The 18,476-nt window shown below is 54.8% G+C and carries 20 protein-coding genes; all 20 read right to left on the bottom strand.

Annotated elements, in window-relative coordinates:
* Positions 1–23 precede the first annotated feature (23 nt).
* On the bottom strand, positions 24–449 hold the full coding sequence (gene rplK / locus G477_RS0104575) for a 50S ribosomal protein L11 (RefSeq protein ID WP_026696942.1): 426 nt from the start codon (positions 447–449) through the stop codon (positions 24–26).
* A gap of 171 nt (positions 450–620) precedes the next feature.
* A complete protein-coding gene (gene nusG, locus G477_RS0104570) occupies positions 621–1,154 on the bottom strand; it encodes a transcription termination/antitermination protein NusG (protein WP_026696941.1) in 534 nt (177 codons plus the stop codon).
* A gap of 49 nt (positions 1,155–1,203) precedes the next feature.
* Positions 1,204–1,407, bottom strand: a complete 204-nt coding sequence (gene secE / locus G477_RS0104565) for a preprotein translocase subunit SecE (protein ID WP_026696940.1) — start codon at positions 1,405–1,407, stop codon at positions 1,204–1,206.
* A gap of 20 nt (positions 1,408–1,427) precedes the next feature.
* Positions 1,428–1,571: a 50S ribosomal protein L33 gene (rpmG, locus tag G477_RS20880; RefSeq protein ID WP_084406129.1), complete on the bottom strand. Its 144-nt coding sequence runs from the start codon at positions 1,569–1,571 to the stop codon at positions 1,428–1,430.
* Between the two features lie 302 nt (positions 1,572–1,873).
* Positions 1,874–2,533 carry an RNA polymerase sporulation sigma factor SigH gene (sigH, locus tag G477_RS0104560; protein ID WP_026696939.1) on the bottom strand — a complete coding sequence of 220 codons (660 nt, stop codon included), beginning with the start codon at positions 2,531–2,533 and terminating at the stop codon, positions 1,874–1,876.
* A 126-nt stretch (positions 2,534–2,659) separates the two neighbouring features.
* Positions 2,660–3,172, bottom strand: coding sequence for an NYN domain-containing protein (locus G477_RS0104555; protein WP_026696938.1), 513 nt, complete (start codon positions 3,170–3,172; stop codon positions 2,660–2,662).
* A 3-nt stretch (positions 3,173–3,175) separates the two neighbouring features.
* Positions 3,176–3,925 carry a 23S rRNA (guanosine(2251)-2'-O)-methyltransferase RlmB gene (gene rlmB / locus G477_RS0104550; protein WP_026696937.1) on the bottom strand — a complete coding sequence of 250 codons (750 nt, stop codon included), beginning with the start codon at positions 3,923–3,925 and terminating at the stop codon, positions 3,176–3,178.
* The gene (locus G477_RS0104545) at positions 3,918–4,343 is read right to left on the bottom strand and encodes a Mini-ribonuclease 3 (RefSeq protein WP_415783269.1); all 426 of its coding nucleotides are present in this window, start codon (positions 4,341–4,343) and stop codon (positions 3,918–3,920) included. Before G477_RS0104545 ends, rlmB begins: the two co-directional genes overlap by 8 nt.
* Complete coding sequence (cysS, locus tag G477_RS0104540) at positions 4,343–5,749, bottom strand: cysteine--tRNA ligase (RefSeq protein WP_026696935.1); 1,407 nt, start codon at positions 5,747–5,749, stop codon at positions 4,343–4,345. The genes G477_RS0104545 and cysS overlap by 1 nt, the downstream gene beginning before the upstream one ends.
* An 11-nt stretch (positions 5,750–5,760) precedes the next feature.
* Complete coding sequence (cysE, locus tag G477_RS18720) at positions 5,761–6,414, bottom strand: serine O-acetyltransferase (RefSeq protein ID WP_035211241.1); 654 nt, start codon at positions 6,412–6,414, stop codon at positions 5,761–5,763.
* Positions 6,415–6,731: 317 nt separating this feature from the next.
* A complete protein-coding gene (gene gltX, locus G477_RS0104530) occupies positions 6,732–8,195 on the bottom strand; it encodes a glutamate--tRNA ligase (protein ID WP_026696934.1) in 1,464 nt (487 codons plus the stop codon).
* A 74-nt stretch (positions 8,196–8,269) separates the two neighbouring features.
* On the bottom strand, positions 8,270–8,746 hold the full coding sequence (gene ispF / locus G477_RS0104525) for a 2-C-methyl-D-erythritol 2,4-cyclodiphosphate synthase (protein ID WP_026696933.1): 477 nt from the start codon (positions 8,744–8,746) through the stop codon (positions 8,270–8,272).
* The gene (gene ispD, locus G477_RS0104520) at positions 8,743–9,453 is read right to left on the bottom strand and encodes a 2-C-methyl-D-erythritol 4-phosphate cytidylyltransferase (protein ID WP_026696932.1); all 711 of its coding nucleotides are present in this window, start codon (positions 9,451–9,453) and stop codon (positions 8,743–8,745) included. Before ispD ends, ispF begins: the two co-directional genes overlap by 4 nt.
* Positions 9,454–9,481: 28 nt before the next feature.
* The gene (locus G477_RS0104515; protein WP_026696931.1) at positions 9,482–10,585 is read right to left on the bottom strand and encodes a PIN/TRAM domain-containing protein; all 1,104 of its coding nucleotides are present in this window, start codon (positions 10,583–10,585) and stop codon (positions 9,482–9,484) included.
* Positions 10,586–10,735: 150 nt separating this feature from the next.
* Complete coding sequence (gene disA, locus G477_RS0104510; RefSeq protein ID WP_026696930.1) at positions 10,736–11,818, bottom strand: DNA integrity scanning diadenylate cyclase DisA; 1,083 nt, start codon at positions 11,816–11,818, stop codon at positions 10,736–10,738.
* Positions 11,793–13,199: a DNA repair protein RadA gene (gene radA, locus G477_RS0104505; RefSeq protein WP_026696929.1), complete on the bottom strand. Its 1,407-nt coding sequence runs from the start codon at positions 13,197–13,199 to the stop codon at positions 11,793–11,795. The genes disA and radA overlap by 26 nt, the downstream gene beginning before the upstream one ends.
* A gap of 323 nt (positions 13,200–13,522) precedes the next feature.
* On the bottom strand, positions 13,523–15,973 hold the full coding sequence (gene clpC / locus G477_RS0104495) for an ATP-dependent protease ATP-binding subunit ClpC (RefSeq protein WP_026696927.1): 2,451 nt from the start codon (positions 15,971–15,973) through the stop codon (positions 13,523–13,525).
* Positions 15,970–17,067, bottom strand: a complete 1,098-nt coding sequence (gene mcsB / locus G477_RS0104490) for a protein-arginine kinase McsB (RefSeq protein ID WP_026696926.1) — start codon at positions 17,065–17,067, stop codon at positions 15,970–15,972. Before mcsB ends, clpC begins: the two co-directional genes overlap by 4 nt.
* The gene (gene mcsA, locus G477_RS0104485) at positions 17,064–17,612 is read right to left on the bottom strand and encodes a protein-arginine kinase activator protein McsA (protein WP_026696925.1); all 549 of its coding nucleotides are present in this window, start codon (positions 17,610–17,612) and stop codon (positions 17,064–17,066) included. Before mcsA ends, mcsB begins: the two co-directional genes overlap by 4 nt.
* A gap of 19 nt (positions 17,613–17,631) precedes the next feature.
* Positions 17,632–18,102 carry a CtsR family transcriptional regulator gene (locus G477_RS0104480; RefSeq protein ID WP_026696924.1) on the bottom strand — a complete coding sequence of 157 codons (471 nt, stop codon included), beginning with the start codon at positions 18,100–18,102 and terminating at the stop codon, positions 17,632–17,634.
* Positions 18,103–18,476 lie beyond the last annotated feature (374 nt).

Genomic DNA, 18,476 nt, shown 5'->3' with positions numbered 1-18,476 from the left:
CAACCTTTTCAGGTCTTTATGACCTACTCTTCAATCGTGATTCCCATGCTGCGTGCAGTACCTTCTACCATACGCATTGCAGCATCAACATCCGCTGCGTTCAGGTCGGGCATCTTTGTTTCCGCGATTTCACGTACCTGATCCCGCTTGACGGAAGCGACTTTGTTCTTGTGAGGCTCGCCGGAACCGGATTCGACTCCTGCGGCTTTCTTCAGAAGAACTGCAGCCGGCGGAGTTTTCGTAATGAATGTAAAGGAACGGTCTTCAAATACTGTAATTTCTACAGGAATGATCAGACCAGCTTGTTCCTGCGTCTCCGCGTTGAACTCTTTACAGAATCCCATGATATTTATACCTGCCTGACCCAATGCTGGGCCGACCGGCGGCGCTGGGTTGGCTTTACCAGCTGGAATTTGCAGTTTTACAACCTTAATGACCTTCTTTGCCACGCGACACACCTCCTTAAGTCCGTGATGTGGTAGACGAGCTGTCTGCTCTCCCACTCAAAAAAACCTGCGTATCCGCAGGAAGAACGTGAACAGCAATGTCCACGTTCCATAGCAACATTCAAATTCTATCACTATCCGCCCTGATTGACAAGACGTATCAGAGAATGAATTTTATATTTTTTCTACCTGCGTGAAGTCCAGCTCCACCGGTGTCTCCCGGCCGAACATGTTTACATGGACTTTAAGCTTCTGCTTTTCGGCAGAAATATCTTCGATCGTGCCTGTAAAGTCGGCGAACGGCCCTTCTTTTACTTTGACCGCTTCCTTCAGATCAAAGTTGACTTCCTGCTTCGGTGTTGTGACACCCATCTGACGCAGGATGGCGTCCACTTCATCCGGCAGCAGCGGCGTCGGTTTCGAACCGGCGCCGGAGGAACCGACAAAGCCTGTCACCCCCGGCGTATTCCGGACCACGTACCAGGAGTCGTCCGTCATCACCATTTCTACGATGACATAGCCTGGAAACACCTTTTTCGTGACCTGCTTGCTTTTGCCGTTCTTCACTTCGGTCTCTTCTTCTACAGGGACGAGAACGCGGAAAATCTTATCCACCATATCCATTGATTCAACGCGTTTTTCCAGGTTTGTTTTTACTTTGTTTTCATAGCCGGAATACGTGTGTACTACATACCAATTTTTCTCCATAGTTGGTCAGGGCGGCCCTGTCTTCCCTCCTTTTAACTGCACATAATGATCAGCCGGTGATTAGTTCCAGCAGTGATGAAATTACAAAATCTGAGATTGCAAAGAAAATGGAAATAAAAATAACCGTTGCCACAACGACCCCGGTGTACTTCCGCAGCTCCTTCGCTGTCGGCCAGGTGACCCGCTTCATCTCGGTGCCTACTTCTTTCAGAAACTTCACCGGGCTCTTCGTCTTTTTCGCTTCTTCCGCCATGTTAACACCCCCGTGCTCACTTACTTTGTTTCTGCATGCATCGTATGACAGCCGCACCGGCTGCAGTATTTCTTTATGCGTAATCGTCTGTCCTGATCAGCGGTAGTTTTTACTGTCGTGTAGTTTCGTGCGTGACAAGTGCTGCAGGCGAGAGATACCTTCATCGGGACTCTCCCCTTTCTGAATCGGTACTTCTACATACTAATTGAACTTATCACAGCTCTGCCCGGCATGTCAATGCGCGTTCCGGCTTGTGCCGCCCGTCATACGGACGCTGCTGCAGGCATTTTCCCCCTGTCGGCCGGCGCAGGCTTGTTAAGGGAAGAAAGGGTTCCTCCTTCTTCCCGTGCAGCGCATGAAGCCGTCGCCTTCTTGTTATGAGAACTTATACATTCCTATACTACGAAAAAAACTGCCCCGCAGCCCGCAGGCTGGAGACAGTTGATGCTGAAGCGTTTGTGAATCATCAGGAGAGCTTGACTTCCTTGAGCTCGACGTACCGTTCCAGCTTCCGCTTCACCCGCTGCAGGGCGTTGTCGATCGATTTTACGTGACGCTTCAAATCATCCGACATCTCCTGGTAGGTCCGTCCCTCCAGGTACTGCAGCAGGACTTCCCGTTCGAGTCCGCTTAAGATCTCATCCATTTTCAGCCCGGCGTGCTGCAGCGCCTCCCGGTTGATCAGCACTTCCTCCGGGTCCATACCGCTGTGTCCGCAGAGCATGTCGATCATGGTTGGATCCGATCCGTCTTCGTACATTGGTTTATCGAGAGAAACGTAGGAATTGAGCGGTATGTGTTTTTGTCTTGTGGCCATTTTAATCGCGGTCAGAATCTGACGGGTGATACACAGTTCTGCAAACACGCGGAAGGACGACTGCTTGTTGCCGCGGTAATCGCGGACCGCTTTATACAGACCGATCATGCCTTCCTGAACAATGTCGTCCTGATCAGCACCGATCAGGAAGTACGAACGGGCTCTCATTCTCACAAAGCCGCGGTATTTCGTAATCAGAAAATCCAGCGCCCCGGTGTCACCTTCCCGGACATAATCCACCAGCACTTCATCTGCAATACCTTCATACTTATGCTGGATTGATTCGGTATTTCGTACGTTAACAGCCACCGCGATCCCTCCGACCCGTCTGACGTATGAACAGCGTCCGGCACACAGCCTGCTGCAGAGGGTCGTCTGTAGAGACGACGCCTTTCTACCAATATTATACTAGGCAGAAGGCGGGAAAGCAAGGTGTTACCGCTTTCCTCTGCGCCATTTTTCAAATAATTCAGCCATTTCTTCCGAGATCGGCAGTTTCGTTTTGGCTTTCACCCGCTTCGTTTTTTCTACGTCCACCGCGATGCCTTTTTCGATCTGCTCCATCTCTGTGCGCAGCTCCCTGGCCGATTTCCGGTAGGCGCCGCTTGCAAAAATGACCCGCTGTTCCACGAAGTCGGACGTCGCGACATAAATCTGCCGGTCGATCCGCTTCGTCTCATTGACGAGGCGTTCGATGCATTCATCTGCCGTCTCTTTTTCCTTCGTGTACAACACGCGAAGGTCGAACTGCTCGTACTTTTTGCCGAGTCCGGGCACCATGTGCGCATCGAAAATGATCGTCACTTCCGTCCCGGTGTAGGCCTGGTATTCAGCCATCTTTTCGATCAGATGATCGCGCGCACTCTCCAGGTCGTTCTCCTGCAGCTGCTTGAGTTCCGGCCAGTCCCCAATGATGTTGTAGCCATCTACAAAAAGAAGGCTTTTCATGATCTACGCCTCCCCGGATGGGCTGCGCTGCCGGAGCACTTCGTACATTAACAACGAAGCTGCCACCGAGGCATTCAGCGAGGTGACCTGTCCGAGCAGCGGAATCCGCACGAGGAAATCGCATTTCTCCCGGACGAGCCGGCTCATGCCTTTTCCTTCGCTGCCGATAACGAGGCCGAGCGGCATATCAAAGTCCGCATCACGGAAATCCTGGTCACCTGAAGCGTCAGTGCCGGCAAACCAGAGTCCCTGTTCTTTCAGTGCGTCCATCGTCTTGCCGATATTCGTCACCCGGGCGACCGGGACATACTCCACCGCGCCGGCCGATGCTTTCGCCACTGTCTGCGTCAAGGCAGCCGAGCGACGCTTTGGAATGATGACACCGTGGGCACCCGAGGCATCGGCGGTCCGCAGAATCGAACCGAGGTTGTGCGGATCCTCCAGTTCATCGAGCACGAGGAAAAACGGGTGCTCTCCGCGCTCATGGGCACGGGCAAACAAGTCATCGACGTCGGCATACTCATAGGCAGCCAGATATGCAGCTACACCTTGATGAGGAAGGCCGTCTGCAAGCTGGTCGAGCTTCTTCTTCGGTACATGCTGCACTTGGATCTTCCCTTTTTTCGCTTCCCGGATCACGGCATCCGCTTTTACGGCCCCTTCGGCTACGAGTACTTTATGCACCGTACGCGATCCGCGCAGCGCTTCGAGCACCGGGTTCTTTCCAACAACGAAATCTTCCTGTTCAGCCATGGGTCTTCCCCTCCTTTCCCTCTACAAAATGGAAGCAGGCAGCAACGATCTCGTCGAGGCGCTCCTCCTGCTCGGTTACATACAAATAGCCGATCAAGGCTTCAAAACTGGTACTGTCTGCGTACGTCGCGCGGTTCGTGTTTTTCGGTATCGTACCGGACTTCGCATTCCGGCCGCGCCGCAGCACGTTCTCTTCCCTCTCCAGCAGCATGCCGCGTTCCCGCAGGTGGGCGAGCATCTTCGACTGGGCTTTCGCCGATACGTAGTGCGTGGCTTCTTTATGCAGTCGGTTCGGCCGCACCTGCCCCTGGGAGAGAAGCCGGTAGCGGACGTACGTATCAAAAACACCGTCCCCCATGTAGGCGAGGGCCAGCCCGTTCAGCTGGCCCGGCTCCTGAATCGTTTTGCCGAGACGCATCAGTGCTGCCCCCGCTTCCACCGGGTTCCCTGCGCCGTATCCTCCAGGAGGATCCCTTCGTTCTTCAACTGGTCGCGGATCTCGTCGGCACGGGCAAAATCACGGTCCCGGCGCGCCTGCTCCCGCTCCTGGATGAGCCGGTCAACGTCTTCATCGAGCAGCTCCTCTTCCCGGGAAGGATCGATGCCGAGGACGTAGCCCATGTCTTCCAACTGATCGATGAACGCACGCAGGACAGCGGTCGAGGACTGCTTCTCGTTGAGATACGTATTCGCCTGACGTACGAGATCGAAGGTGACCGAGGCGGCATTCGCGCTGTTGAAGTCGTCATCCATCGCTTCGATGAACCGGTCGCGGTGATCTTCAATCAGCTTGAGCCACTGCTCCTGATTTCCGCCGAGGTCCGCGCTTGCCTGCAGCCGGTGCTTCAGGTTCTCGTAGGCCTCTTTGATGCGGTCAAGGCTGCTCGCTGCGCTCGTCAGCTGCTCGTCGCTGAAATTGATCGGGCTGCGGTAGTGGGCATTGACGATAAAGAAGCGGACCACTTCGGGGTCAAACGTACGGATGATGTCGTGGACGAGAATGAAGTTGCCGAGCGATTTCGACATCTTTTCATTATCGACATTGATGTAGCCGTTATGGATCCAGTAGTTGGCCATCCGCTTCTCGTTGAGCGCTTCTGATTGGGCGATTTCATTTTCATGGTGCGGAAAGGAGAGATCCTGGCCGCCGGCGTGAATATCGATCGTATCTCCGAGATACTTCTTCACCATGGCCGAGCACTCGATGTGCCAGCCCGGCCGTCCTTCGCCCCACGGACTCTCCCAGGCGATTTCTTTCTCTTTCGCCGCTTTCCAGAGTACGAAGTCGAGCGGATCCTCTTTCTTGTCGCCGACTTCAATCCGGGCCCCTGCCTGCAGGTCGTCGATCGACTGATGAGACAGCTGCCCGTAGTCGTCGAATTTCCGGGTGCGGAAATAGACATCCCCCTGTGATTCATAGGCATACCCTTTATCGATGAGGCGGTGGATAAAGTCGATGATCTCCGGCATGGTCTCCGTCACGCGGGGGTGCCGGTCTGCCTGCTTCACGCCGAGCGCTCCGGTATCTTCGTGAAAAGCGGCGATGAATTTTTCTGCGATTTCCATCACGTCTTCGCCCATCTCTTCAGCTGCTTTGATGATCTTGTCGTCCACGTCGGTGAAGTTGGACACGTAGTCGACGTCATAGCCGCGGTATTCAAAGTAGCGGCGCACCATATCAAAGACGACAGCCGGACGCGCATTCCCGATATGAATGTAGTTATAGACGGTCGGCCCGCAGACATACATCGATATTCTGCCGGGCTCGATCGGTTCGAATACTTCTTTCTTTCTTGTCAGGGTATTATAAAGCTGTATCGTCATGCTGTATCCACCTAGCCTTTCTCTGCCTTCTCTCTGCGGAGTTCTTCCACGTCCTCCTGCAGGCGTATCATGTCATGTTCCAGCTGCCGGAACTTGTCGGCTACCGGGTCAGGGAGGTTGATATGATCCAGATCATCCCCGACTTTTACCCCGTCCTGAACGACGATGCGGCCGGGAATACCGACGACCGTCGCATTCGGCGGGACTTCTTTCAGAACGACCGAGCCGGCTCCGATCCGCGCGTTGCGGCCGATCCGCATCGAGCCGAGCACTTTCGCCCCGGATGCTACCAGCACGTGGTCCTCCAGCGTCGGATGCCGCTTCCCTTTTTCTTTTCCCGTACCACCGAGCGTAACGCCTTGAAAGATCGTGACGCAGTCCCCGATCTCACACGTCTCCCCGATGACCACGCCCATGCCGTGATCGATGAAGAGCCGCTGACCGATTCTTGCTCCCGGATGAATTTCGATTCCGGTGATAAACCGGCTTACCTGCGAAAGAAATCGCGCAAAGAAATACAGTTTCTTCTTCCATAAAGCGTGAGCCGCCCGGTGCGCCCAGATGGCATGCACACCGGAATAGGTGAGTATCACCTCAATCCGGTTCCGTGCTGCCGGGTCCCGCTCCAGTACAACGTCCACATCATTTTTTAACGTCCGGAACAATCCAGATCCCTCCTCTCTCCTTCTAAAACCGAGGCCAACTCGCGGAGCGCTGATTGGCCGACAGCGGCGTACGGTGCCGCCGTCTTCTTCCAAAAAAAAACGTCTCCGTGCCCCGAAGGACACAGAGACGCTTGATCAGCGCGGTTCCACTCTGCTTGAAGCAGCCGGCAGCTGCTTCCACTTTTCCCCGAGCGGCTGCCATGTAGAACGGGTGCATTTCCGCCGGCGGTGCATAAATCCCTTCCAGCCTGTGGGGATTCTCTCTGGGATGTCCGGCCGGGCGTACTTCTTCCGTCGGCAGCAGCTATTCGGTTGCGTTATGCCTGGTGCAGCAGCTGATCGATGCGGGCAATGACCGTCTCCCGGCCGAGCAGCACGATCGTCTTCTGCAGATCCGGTCCATGCTTCTGACCGGTAACAGCGACGCGGACCGGCATGAACAACTTCTTGCCTTTATGTCCCGTTTCCTTCTGCACGGTCTTCAGTGACGCTTTAATATCATCTGTCGTCCAGGTATCGAGTTGTTCCAGCTCCGCTTTGAATGCGGCCAGGACTTCCGGCACCTGTTCTTCCTGCAGTACTTCCTGTGCCTCTTCATTATAATCGATTTTTTCCCGGAAAAACAACTCTGTCAGCTCCACAATCTCTGCCCCGCAGCTCATTTTCTCCTGGTGCAGCTTAATGAGGTCAGCAGCCCATTCTTCCTGCTCCTCCGAGCGGGCTTCCGGCAGGCGTCCCGCGCGGACGAGATGCGGCATCGCGAGCGCCACGACCCGGTCCGGATCCGCTTCTTTCATGTACTGGTTGTTCATCCACTCCAGCTTCTGCGTATCGAACACAGCCGGAGAATTGATGACACGGTCCAGCGTGAACTGCTCCTGCAGCTCCTCTACCGTCATCAGCTCCTCTTCCCCGCCTGGAGACCAGCCGAGCAGCGCGATGAAGTTCACGATCGCCTCCGGCAGATAACCAAGATCGCGGTACTGCTCCACGAACTGGATAATCGACTCATCCCGCTTGCTCATCTTCTGCTTATCCGCATTGAGGATCAGCGATGCATGAGCGAACACCGGCACATCGAATCCGAGCGCTTCGTAGAGAAGCACCTGATTCGGGGTGTTGGACAGATGCTCTTCCCCGCGGATGACATGGCTGATCTGCATGAGGTGATCATCAATAACCACCGCGAAATTATATGTCGGAATCCCATCCTGGCGCTGGATAACAAAGTCGCCGATCCCGTCCGAATCAAAGGTCACATCGCCCCGCACCTGGTCCGGTACATGGATCTCCTGTCCTTTTGGAACAAGAAAGCGGACGACCGGCCGGCGGCCTTCAGCTTCATACGCACGCTTTTCTTCCTCCGTCAGGTTCCGGTCGCGTCCGCTGTACTGCGGTGTTTCGCCGCGGGCCCGCTGTGCTTCCCGCTCTTCTTCGAGCTCTTCCTGCGTCATATAGCAGTGGAAGGCCTTTCCTTCCTGGAGCAATCGGTCAATGTACTGCTGGTACGTATCCAGCCGGTCCATGCTCTTATACGGCCCGTATGGACCCCCTTTGTCGACACTTTCATCCCAGTCGAGCCCGAGCCAGGTCAAGCTGTCCATCAGCTTTTCCGTTGCCGTATCAACATTGCGGGCCTGATCGGTATCTTCGATGCGGAGGACGAAAGACCCTCCGTGGTGCCGGGCAAATAAGTAGTTGAACAGCGCGGAGCGCGCGCCGCCGATATGCAGGTGCCCTGTCGGACTCGGAGCAAACCGCACGCGGATCGTTTCTGTCATGGCTATCTCTCCTTCTGAAAAATCCTCTTTGGTCTATATTGTACACGATGCGGCGCGCTGCGCCCACCGCCGTTTCAGTCGATCGGTACGAGCAGGATGACGGCCTGGGCGGCAATCCCTTCCCCGCGTCCGGTAAAACCGAGCTTCTCTGTCGTCGTCGCCTTCACGTTCACCCGGGAAGGGTCCGCTTCCAGCAGCTCCGCAATCCGGCGCTGCATCGGCTGAATATACGGGGCCATTTTCGGCTTTTCGGCCATGATCGTGCAGTCCACGTTCCCGAGGATGTAGCCGTGCTGTTTCACCAGGTCCCAGACGTGGGAAAGCAGCTTCTGGGAATCAGCGTCTTTGAACGCCGGATCGGTATCCGGAAAATGCCGGCCGATATCCCCCTCTCCGATGGCGCCAAGCGCAGCATCTGCGATCGTATGCAGCAGCACATCGGCGTCGGAGTGGCCGAGCAGCCCTTTCTCATAAGGAATATCAATGCCGCCGAGAAGCAGCGGCCGGCCTTCTGTCAGCTGGTGCACGTCAAATCCCTGACCAATTCTCATGTCGTTCTCCCTCCCTGCTGCCGGTGTTTCAGGACAGCTTCTGCGAAAAGCAGATCCTCCGGCGTCGTCACTTTAAAATTTTCGTAGCTCCCCTGCACCATGCGGACCCGTCCGCCGTGCCATTCCACGAGGCTGGCGTCGTCGGTTCCCGTGTAGGAAGCCGCCGCCGCTGCCTCATGTGCTCCCCGGATGACGCTGTCATGGAAAGCCTGCGGCGTCTGTGCAGCCCAGAGCCGTGAACGGTCGGTTGTTTTCGTAATCGACCCGTCTTCCACTTCTTTAATCGTATCTTTGACCGGCGCTCCGAGAATCGCACCGCCATGAAGCGCCGCTGCTTCCGCGAGCCGGTGCAGCTCCCCGCTCTGTACGAACGGACGCGCAGCATCGTGGATCATGACCACTGCACGCGGGTCATTTTCCCGCAGCTGCTGCAGCCCGGCTGCGACACTGTCCTGCCGCTCCCGGCCGCCGGTCGTAATGACCGCCTTGCTGCCGGTTTCCCATTCCCGCAGCAGCTCACGGATCTCCTCGGTTTCCTGATCGTTGACGACCAGCTGAATGTGCCGGCACAGCGAATCCCCCTCAAATACACGGATCGTGTGTATAAGAAGGGGAGTCCCGGCAATCGATAGAAACTGTTTGTTTTTTCCGGCCTGCATCCGCTTGCCCTGTCCGGCGGCCAGAAGAATAACGCTGTATGCCTTCATGATAAAACGTCCTTTATGTCCGGTCGGTCTACTGTGCCTTTACGACTGCTTTCGGTTTCGCAAAAATCATCCGTCCGGCTGATGTCTGCAGTACGCTCGTCACGACGACGTCAATCGTACTGCCGATATGACTCTTTCCTTCCTCCACGACGATCATGGTCCCGTCATCGAGGTAGGCGATGCCCTGATTCTGTTCTTTGCCGTCTTTGATGATCTGGACGGCCATTTCTTCTCCCGGGAGGACGACCGGCTTGACGGCGTTGGCCAGATCGTTGATGTTGAGGACGGCCACCCCCTGGAGATCACACACTTTGTTCAGGTTGAAATCGTTGGTGACGACAAATCCGTCGAGCAGCTTGGCGAGCTTGACGAGCTTGCTGTCCACTTCCTGAATATCGTCAAAATCCCCTTCGTAAATCTCCACGTTGACGTCGAGTTCTTTCTGGATTTTGTTCAGGATATCGAGGCCGCGCCGACCCCGGTTGCGCTTCAGGACGTCGGACGAGTCCGCAATGTGCTGCAGCTCTTCTAAAACGAACTCCGGAATGAGCAGTGTTCCCTCGATAAACCCTGTCTGACAGATGTCTGCAATTCTGCCGTCAATGATGACACTCGTATCCAGCAGCTTCAGCTTCGGTTCTTTCGTCTCTTCCGCTGCGGATTCATCCTCGCCGGCTTTCTTCTTCGAGGCTCCCCGGCCGAGCGGAAGCAGCGCCATCAGTTCATCGCGTTTCTGCAGGCCGATCCGGAAGCCGATATACCCGAAGAAAAGCGTGAGAAGAATCGGCAGTATCGAGCTGACGACGGGGATTTCCATGCTCATCAGTGCTACGGTAATCAAAAAAGCAAGAGCCAGGCCGATAAACAGCCCCATCGTGCCAAAGAACAAATCGGTTACCGGGTGTTTCATGAGCGATTCTTCCACATAGCGGATCAGCCCGACAATGTTGTCAGCGAACCAGTACAGAGACATAAATAAAATAACTGCACCTATCAGCGCACCGGTCACTTCATGGGCCACCCATGCTGGAATATCGTCAAATGGAAGTGTCATGATCAACTCCGGCATAAATAAATAACCGAGCACACCACCGATAAATAGAATGACTGCGAGGACAACCTTATGCAGCATGCCGTCACCTCCTTTTTTCCTGAAATATGCAGAAGCACATCTTTTTTTCACCTTATCACCGGGTATGACCTCTGTCAATTTAAAATAATCTTACATTATAAGCCGAGAAAACGCTATCGTCAACAGAGAATCCGAAAAAAGGAGTGCCGATTATATGTGTCGATCAATGAACAGCTGTTCCTGAATCCGGGTCAGTCCATCCTTGATTTTACGTGCCCGGGCTTCGCCGATGCCGTCGACTTCGTCCAGGTCATCCGTGGAGGCCCGCGTTATCTGCGGCAGTTCATCGTACGCTTGGACGAGGTTGTCCACCACCATGACCGGCAGCCTTGGAATCTTGTTCAGGATTCGATAGCCGCGCGGGTAGAGCGCGTACTCGGAGAGGTTCACAATGCGGCCGTAGCCGAGCAGCTTGACGATCACGTTGTCATCCAGCAGCTCCTCATTGGAGAGACGCTTCAGCTTCTTCAGCGTTTCTTTCGGGCTCTGCGAGGCATCCTTCATGTAGTCTTTGATCAGCAGCAGCGCTTCCTGCTCCGTGTTGGTCACGAGCTCTTCCAGCTGCATGGATATGAGGCGGCCTTCGTCTCCAAGTTCGTTGACGTAGTTGAGGATCTCCCCTTTGATCCGGAGCACCATCTCCACGCGGTGCATGACCTGAGAGACTTCCTGGAAGGTCACCAGCTCTTCAAATTCCAATGCGCCGAGGTTCGTCATGCTCTGATCCAGTACGGACTGGTATTTCTCCAGCGTCTGGATCGCCTGATTCGCTTTCGTCAAAATGACGCCGATATCCTTGAGGGCATAGCGGTATTCCCCCTGATACAGGGTGATCACATTTCTCCGCTGGGAAATGGAAATAACGAGGTTGCCGGTCTGGCGTGCAACACGCTGGGCGGTCCGGTGTCGGATCCCGGTTTCAGTCGAGCCGATCGAATTCTCCGGCACGAGCTGGGTGTTGGCGTACAGGATGCGGCTTCCATCCTCACTGAGGATGATCGCTCCGTCCATTTTGGCCAGCTCGTACAAGTACGCGGGTGAAAAATCCGTATTGATGAAAAAACCGCCGTTCACCAAATCCATCATTTCATTGTTGTAACCGAGGACGATCAGCCCGCCGGTGTTGGCGCGCAGGACGTTGTCAATGCCTTCACGCAGCGCTGTTCCCGGACAGACAAGCTGCAGGACATCGTTGATAAAGTTGTCATCATAGTTCGAACGGGGCTGTTCCACTGGTCTTCCCTCCTAACGTCACATCGAGTGCTTCACCGACGGTCTTCACCCCGACGACTTGAATGTTGGACGGCGGCTGCCATCCTTCTAAACATTTACTTGGTACAATCACCCGGGTGAAGCCGAGTTTGGCTGCTTCCTGTACCCGCTGCTCAATCCTGGAGACACGCCGGACTTCGCCGGTCAGGCCGACTTCGCCGATGATGACATCGCCGGGTTCCGTCGAAGCATCCCGGAAGCTCGAAGCAATCGCGGTGGTGACGGCGAGGTCAATCGACGGCTCGTCCAGCTTGACGCCGCCGGCAACTTTGACGTAGGCATCCTGGTTCTGCAGCATCATGCCGACCCGTTTTTCCAGTACCGCCATGATCAGGGAAATACGGTTCTGGTCGACGCCCGTTGCCATGCGGCGCGGGTTGCCAAAGCTGGTCGGGGAAATCAGGGCCTGGATCTCGACCAGCACCGTCCGAGTGCCTTCCAGCGAGGCGACGACAGCTGAGCCCGCGGCGCCGGCGGACCGTTCTTCGAGAAAAATTTCCGACGGATTCAGCACTTCTTCCAGGCCGCTCTCTTTCATTTCAAAAATGCCGATTTCGTTCGTCGAGCCGAAGCGGTTTTTCACCGCCCGGAGAATCCGGTACGTATGGTGCTGCTCCCCCTCGAAGTAGAGCACGGTGTCCACCATGTGCTCCAGGATCCGCGGACCCGCGATGGAGCCCTGCTTCGTAACGTGACCGACGAGGAAAACAGCAATGCCGCGTGTTTTGGCAATGCGCATGAACGCCGAGGTCCCTTCCCGCACCTGAGAGACACTTCCCGGTGCGCTGGAGACGTCCTCCTGGTGGATCGTCTGGATGGAATCGATGATGACGAGGGAAGGATCGATTTCTTCGATCACCTTCTCAATCACTGCCACGTCGGTTTCGGCAAGGACGAGCAGCTGATCTTCTTCAATGCCGAGCCGGTCGGCACGAAGTTTCGTCTGCTTCACCGACTCCTCGCCGGAAATGTAGAGAATTCGCTTCTGGGTCCGGGCAATGGCTGCCGACACTTGAAGGAGGAGGGTTGATTTCCCGATCCCGGGATCTCCGCCTACGAGAACGAGGGACCCTGGCACGATCCCGCCTCCGAGCACCCGGTTCAGTTCGTCGATGTTCGTGCTCGTCCGCTTCTCGTCCTGCCGGTCGATGCTCGTGATCGGCTCCGGTTTTACCTGTCTCGGGCCGTCGGAAGTAACGAAGCTGCGCCGCTTCGCGGACGGGTCCGCCACCCTCTCTTCCACCAAGGTGTTAAAAGCATGGCATCCCGGGCATTTGCCCATCCACTTCGCTGATTCATACCCGCACTCCTGACATACAAATTTCGTTTTCTGCTTAGCCATAGCGTCCTCCTTCCCGATTGCTCCTATATTTGTCTAGTTTACCATGCCGGTCCGCTGTTTATGTACAGGTAAGCCTGTTCTCTTTGCAGAATCAGCAAAAAAGCAGAGGCCCGTCTCAAAAGGCTGTTGAGACGGGCCTGACATTCATGCCGGGAAAAAGGTGCAGAAGCCTGGGTCACCATGTCCGGCAGAAACGATATCGACGAGAGGTCTTCCATCCATGCCGGGGCTTTTCCCTGGCTGCATGGCTGCATAACGCCGTGATGCTGCTCTTCTATCTGCGTGCTGGTGGAACCGCGCCCGGCAAACCGGACGCACGCCCATCAGGATTTCGCTGCTTCTTCTGTCGTAGAGACGTAAAACTCGCCGTCGCGGATACCGAGTTTGACTTTCTGCCCTTTGGCAATGCTGCCTTTCAGCATCTCCTCGGACAGACGGTCTTCCACTTCTTTTTGAAGGGCACGGCGGAGTGGTCTCGCGCCGTATTCCGGATCAAAGCCTTCATCCGCAATTTTCGCCTTCGCCGCGTCTGTCAGTTCAAAGTCAATGCCTTGTTCTTTCAAACGCTTCTTCAGCTCGTTTGCCATCAAGGAGACAATCTGCTTGATATGCTGCTTTTCCAGCGAGTGGAAGACGATCGTTTCATCAATTCGGTTCAGGAACTCTGGACGGAACGCTTTTTTCAGCTCATCCATGACTTTGCTCTTCATGTCCTGATGTTCCTGGCCGCCGCGCTGGGCGGTAAAGCCGACGCTCTTTTCGCGGCGCAGTACGTCTGCCCCGACGTTGGACGTCATGATGATGGCCGTGTTTCGGAAGTCGACGCGGCGTCCTTTGGAATCCGTGAGGAAACCATCTTCGAGCACCTGGAGAAGAATGTTGAATACTTCCGGGTGCGCCTTCTCGATCTCATCCAGCAGAATCACGGAGTACGGCTTGCGGCGGATTTTTTCCGTCAGCTGGCCGCCCTCTTCGTGTCCGACATACCCTGGTGGTGAACCGACAAGCCGGCTCGTCGTATGCTTCTCCATGTACTCGGACATGTCGATCCGCACGATGGCATCTTCATCCCCGAAGAGGGATTCCGCTACGGCGCGGGCCAGCTCGGTTTTACCGACACCGGTAGGACCGAGGAAGATAAACGAGCCGATCGGACGTTTCGGGTCCTTCAGTCCGGCACGGGCACGGCGGACGGCTTTGGAGACGGCCGTGACAGCTTCATCCTGGCCGATGACACGGTTGTGCAGAATCTCTTCCATACGGAGCAGACGGTCGGTTTCCTCTTCCGCCAGCTTGCTTACAGGAATACCAGTCCAGGTGGCAACAACCGCGGCGATATCTTCGATCGTTACTTCGGAATCTTCCTGTCCCTGCTTTTCTTTCCATTTGTTCTTCAAGGAATCGAGCTCTTCGCGCAGCTTCTGTTCACTGTCGCGGAGTGAAGCGGCTTTTTCGAATTCCTGGCTCTGCACGGCTGCATCTTTTTCCTTCCGCAGTTCATCGAGCTCCTGTTCTTTCTCTTTCAGATTCGGTGGAGCTGTGTAGGAACGCAGCCGCACTTTTGACCCCGCCTCATCAATCAAGTCAATCGCTTTGTCCGGGAGGAACCGGTCTGAGATATAACGGTCGGATAGTTTTACCGCTGCGTCAATCGCGTCATCGGTGATGGATACCCGATGGTGTGCTTCATAACGGTCGCGCAGGCCTCCGAGAATCTGGATAGATTCGTCGACTGTCGGTTCGTTTACCTGAATCGGCTGGAACCGGCGCTCTAAAGCGGAGTCCTTTTCGATATATTTGCGGTATTCGTCCATCGTCGTCGCACCGATACACTGGAGTTCCCCGCGTGCGAGTGACGGCTTCAGGATATTGGAAGCATCGATCGCACCTTCCGCTCCACCGGCACCGATCAGAGTATGCAGCTCATCGATGAAGAGAATGACGTTGTTTGCCTGACGGATTTCTTCCATCACCTTTTTCAAACGGTCCTCGAATTCCCCTCGGTATTTCGTACCCGCAACGACAGTTCCCATATCCAAGGTCATGACGCGCTTGTTACGGAGGATCTCCGGCACTTCGTTGTTAATGATCTGCTGGGCCAGTCCTTCTGCAATCGCGGTTTTACCGACACCAGGCTCACCGATCAGAACCGGGTTGTTCTTCGTACGGCGGCTCAGAATCTGAATGACACGTTCAATTTCGGTCGCACGGCCGATGACCGGGTCAATCTGCTCTTCCTTGGCAATCGCCGTCAGGTCACGCGCCAGGCTGTCCAGCGTCGGGGTACTTGCACTGGAGGCACTGCCTCCGGATGCCTGCTGCTGGCCGCCGTTATTTTCGCTGCTTCCGAGCAGCTGCAGCACCTGCTGGCGGGCCTTATTCAGGCTGACGCCGAGGTTGTTCAGCACCCGTGCTGCGACTCCTTCCCCTTCGCGGATCAGCCCGAGCAGAATGTGCTCGGTGCCGACGTAGGAGTGGCCGAGTTTACGTGCTTCATCCATCGACAGTTCAATGACTTTCTTCGCACGAGGGGTGTAGTGTACCTGCTGGCTCACTTCTTCTCCACGTCCGATAAGGTTCTCTACTTCTGTCTGGATCTTGTCCGAACCGAGACCGAGACCGGTAAGCGCCTTGGCTGCAATACCTTCTCCTTCTCGCACGAGTCCGAGAAGAATGTGTTCTGTTCCTATATTATTATGCGCAAGTCTGGATGCTTCTTCCTGTGCCAGGGCGAGCACTTTCTGCGCTCGTTCTGTAAATCGTCCAAACATCATTCGTCGCCACCTCCATCAGATTCTTCCTGTGTTGTTTCCATCAAAAGCCTTTCACGAATCAGTGCAGCTCTGCGCTGATCTCTCTCTTCGGCTTCCAGGGACATGCCTGCATACTGCTGCAGAAACCCGGGCTGGGTCATCACCATCAGCTCGTTCAGAATCTCTGCCCCGACTTCGGGCAGAATCCCGAGATCGATCCCGAGCCTCACGTCAGAGAGCCGCTCCATCGCTTCTTTCGATTCCATCCGTCTGCTGTAGGACAGAATCCCGTAGGAACGGTAGACCCGGTCTTCAAGCTGATTCAGTGAATGCTCCTGCAGCTGCCGGCGGGCATCCCGTTCATGCTGAATGAGCTGTGTTACTACGTGCTTCAAATCTTTAATGATATCCTCTTCTGCGTTTCCGAGCGTTTTCTGGTTCGATATCTGATACAGACTGCCGAGTGCTTCACTGCCTTCGCCATAAATCCCCCGCACAACGAGACCGAGCTGGTTGATCGCAGGAATAATGCGGTTCAGCTGGTTGGTAATCACAAGTCCGGGAAGATGCATCATCACAGAGGAACGGAGGCCGGTGCCGACATTCGTCGGACAGCTCGTTAAGTATCCGCGCCTTTCATCAAAAGCAAGGTCCAGCTTGCTTTCCATCCAGTCATCGATCGTGTTGGCCGCCTTCAATCCTTCTTCCAGCTGTAGTCCGGATAACAGACACTGCGTCCGGAAGTGATCCTCTTCATTCACCATAATACTAATCGATTCATCCTCACTCAGCAGAACCCCGCGGTGCTGGTTCTCCCGGGCAAGGTTTGGACTGATCAAATGCTTTTCTACGAGAATACGTTTTTCATTCCCTGCGAGGCTCTGCATCGGCAGCATGGAAAAGGTACCGAAGCGCCGGTGGGAACGCTGATCGAAATGATCAGCAGTACCTGTGTACACCGATTGCAGCTGTTCTTCTGCGGCCACGAGCGGGAACGGAACATTCTCCAGATTCCGCGCCAGGCGGATCCTCGTACTAATGACGATATCAGCATCCGGCCCCTCGTTTTTCATCCATGGACTCACTGCCTCCTGCATAAAGGAACGAAGCGTCATGATGCACCGCCTCCCTTCTCTTTCAGGGACTCTTCCAGCCCGCGGATTTTGTCCCGGAGCGAAGCAGCTTCCTCAAATTCTTCCTCTTCGATTTTCTGCTGCATCTGCTGTCTCAGTGACTCAAGCTCCCGGTAGACGTGCATGTCCTCGCCTTTTCGCTTCGGCACTTTGCCGGTATGCTGGGTGCTTCCATGAATCCGCTGGAAAACCGGATCGAGTTTCTCATCAAACTGTTCATAGCAGTCTGCGCAGCCAAAACGCCCGACCTCTGCAAAACGCCGGTACGTCATTCCGCACGTACCGCACTTCAGCTCCGGCCTGCGCTGCCTTGCCTGCCTCGTTCCTTCCTGCTTCGTCTGCTTGCCCTGGCCGGAGTCCAGCAGACCGGAAAGCAGCTGATGAATGGAAAAGCTTTTTCCTCCCGGAAGGTAGTCTCCTTTATCTTTCGCACAGACACCGCAGAGGTGTACTTCTGTTTTTTCGCCGTTGATAATTTTCGTAAAATGAAGCGAAGCTTCCCGCTCCTCGCATTCTTGACAGAGCATGCCGTACTCCTCCCTTCATTCAATCAGACGTTTTAAATTTAAGGGTGCGAAGCATGGCTGTCATCAGTCTTGCACGGAACTGATCTCTCGCCGGCAGCGGGGCCGCAAGTACTTCCCTGTCCATGACCGCTTTCATCAGCTTCGCTTCCCGGTCTGTTACTGCTTCTTCTTCATACAGACGTTGAATCATATTTTCTGCAGCCGGCTGGGTCATACTAATCCCGACAAGGTCCATCAGCTGCTCATACAAATCCCTCTGGTGGTCGAGGGACACTTTAATAATACGGATATATCCACCGCCGCCGCGTTTACTTTCAACCACGTAGCCCTTTTCTTCAGTAAACCGCGTTCGAATGACATAATTAATCTGGGACGGAACACAGTCGAACTGGTCCGCCAGCTCACTTCTCTTTACTTCGATAAGCGGCTTCTCATTTCCTTCTATAATCTGCTTTAAATACTGCTCAATTACATCTGATATATTTCTCATCGCATCCCCCTCCCCGTCATCCGCTCAGCTTCCGGCAGTATACGCAGATTCTGACTTTGACTATATTTGACTATAACTTCATTATAACGAAAATGCGGGATTCTGCAACACATTCGGTTTATAAAAATGAGTGTGCATGGGGAAGGACCGTTGTGTACTATTCCACAATCCGTACATTGTTAATCATCAAATTATCGGTTTCCAAAAGAAAAGTGAACTTCCCGCAGCGAAGCAGGACGACGCCTTCTTTAGATGAGAATATAGACCTTTGGCTGAAAGCAAAAAAAGACCGCTGCACCGCCCTTCCGGGCGGCCCAACGGCCTTCGGTATCCAGCAGCGTCCTACTTTCGCAGGGGGAGAGCCCCCAACTATC

It is taken from the genome of Alkalicoccus chagannorensis DSM 18086 (assembly GCF_000429725.1).
GTDB classification, from domain to species: domain Bacteria; phylum Bacillota; class Bacilli; order Bacillales; family Salisediminibacteriaceae; genus Alkalicoccus; species Alkalicoccus chagannorensis.
Note: the sequence above shows the minus strand (reverse complement) of the source record. Positions and strands in the feature narration are given on the sequence as shown.

Bases quoted from the DNA above. Each gene is read 5' to 3' on its own strand.
- nusG (WP_026696941.1), bottom strand. From the start codon at position 1,154: ATGGAGAAAAATTGGTATGTAGTACACACGTATTCCGGCTATGAAAAC.
- secE (WP_026696940.1), bottom strand. From the start codon at position 1,407: ATGGCGGAAGAAGCGAAAAAGACGAAGAGCCCGGTGAAGTTTCTGAAA.
- rpmG (WP_084406129.1), bottom strand. From the start codon at position 1,571: ATGAAGGTATCTCTCGCCTGCAGCACTTGTCACGCACGAAACTACACG.
- G477_RS0104555 (WP_026696938.1), bottom strand. From the start codon at position 3,172: ATGAAAAGCCTTCTTTTTGTAGATGGCTACAACATCATTGGGGACTGG.
- rlmB (WP_026696937.1), bottom strand. From the start codon at position 3,925: ATGGCTGAACAGGAAGATTTCGTTGTTGGAAAGAACCCGGTGCTCGAA.
- G477_RS0104545 (WP_415783269.1), bottom strand. From the start codon at position 4,343: ATGCGTCTCGGCAAAACGATTCAGGAGCCGGGCCAGCTGAACGGGCTG.
- cysS (WP_026696935.1), bottom strand. From the start codon at position 5,749: ATGACGATACAGCTTTATAATACCCTGACAAGAAAGAAAGAAGTATTC.
- gltX (WP_026696934.1), bottom strand. From the start codon at position 8,195: ATGACAGAAACGATCCGCGTGCGGTTTGCTCCGAGTCCGACAGGGCAC.
- ispF (WP_026696933.1), bottom strand. From the start codon at position 8,746: ATGAGAATTGGTCAGGGATTTGACGTGCACCAGCTGACAGAAGGCCGG.
- ispD (WP_026696932.1), bottom strand. From the start codon at position 9,453: ATGAAGGCATACAGCGTTATTCTTCTGGCCGCCGGACAGGGCAAGCGG.
- G477_RS0104515 (WP_026696931.1), bottom strand. From the start codon at position 10,585: ATGCTGCATAAGGTTGTCCTCGCAGTCATTCTATTTATCGGTGGTGTG.
- radA (WP_026696929.1), bottom strand. From the start codon at position 13,199: ATGGCTAAGCAGAAAACGAAATTTGTATGTCAGGAGTGCGGGTATGAA.
- clpC (WP_026696927.1), bottom strand. From the start codon at position 15,973: ATGATGTTTGGACGATTTACAGAACGAGCGCAGAAAGTGCTCGCCCTG.
- mcsB (WP_026696926.1), bottom strand. From the start codon at position 17,067: ATGACGCTTCGTTCCTTTATGCAGGAGGCAGTGAGTCCATGGATGAAA.
- mcsA (WP_026696925.1), bottom strand. From the start codon at position 17,612: ATGCTCTGTCAAGAATGCGAGGAGCGGGAAGCTTCGCTTCATTTTACG.
- G477_RS0104480 (WP_026696924.1), bottom strand. From the start codon at position 18,102: ATGAGAAATATATCAGATGTAATTGAGCAGTATTTAAAGCAGATTATA.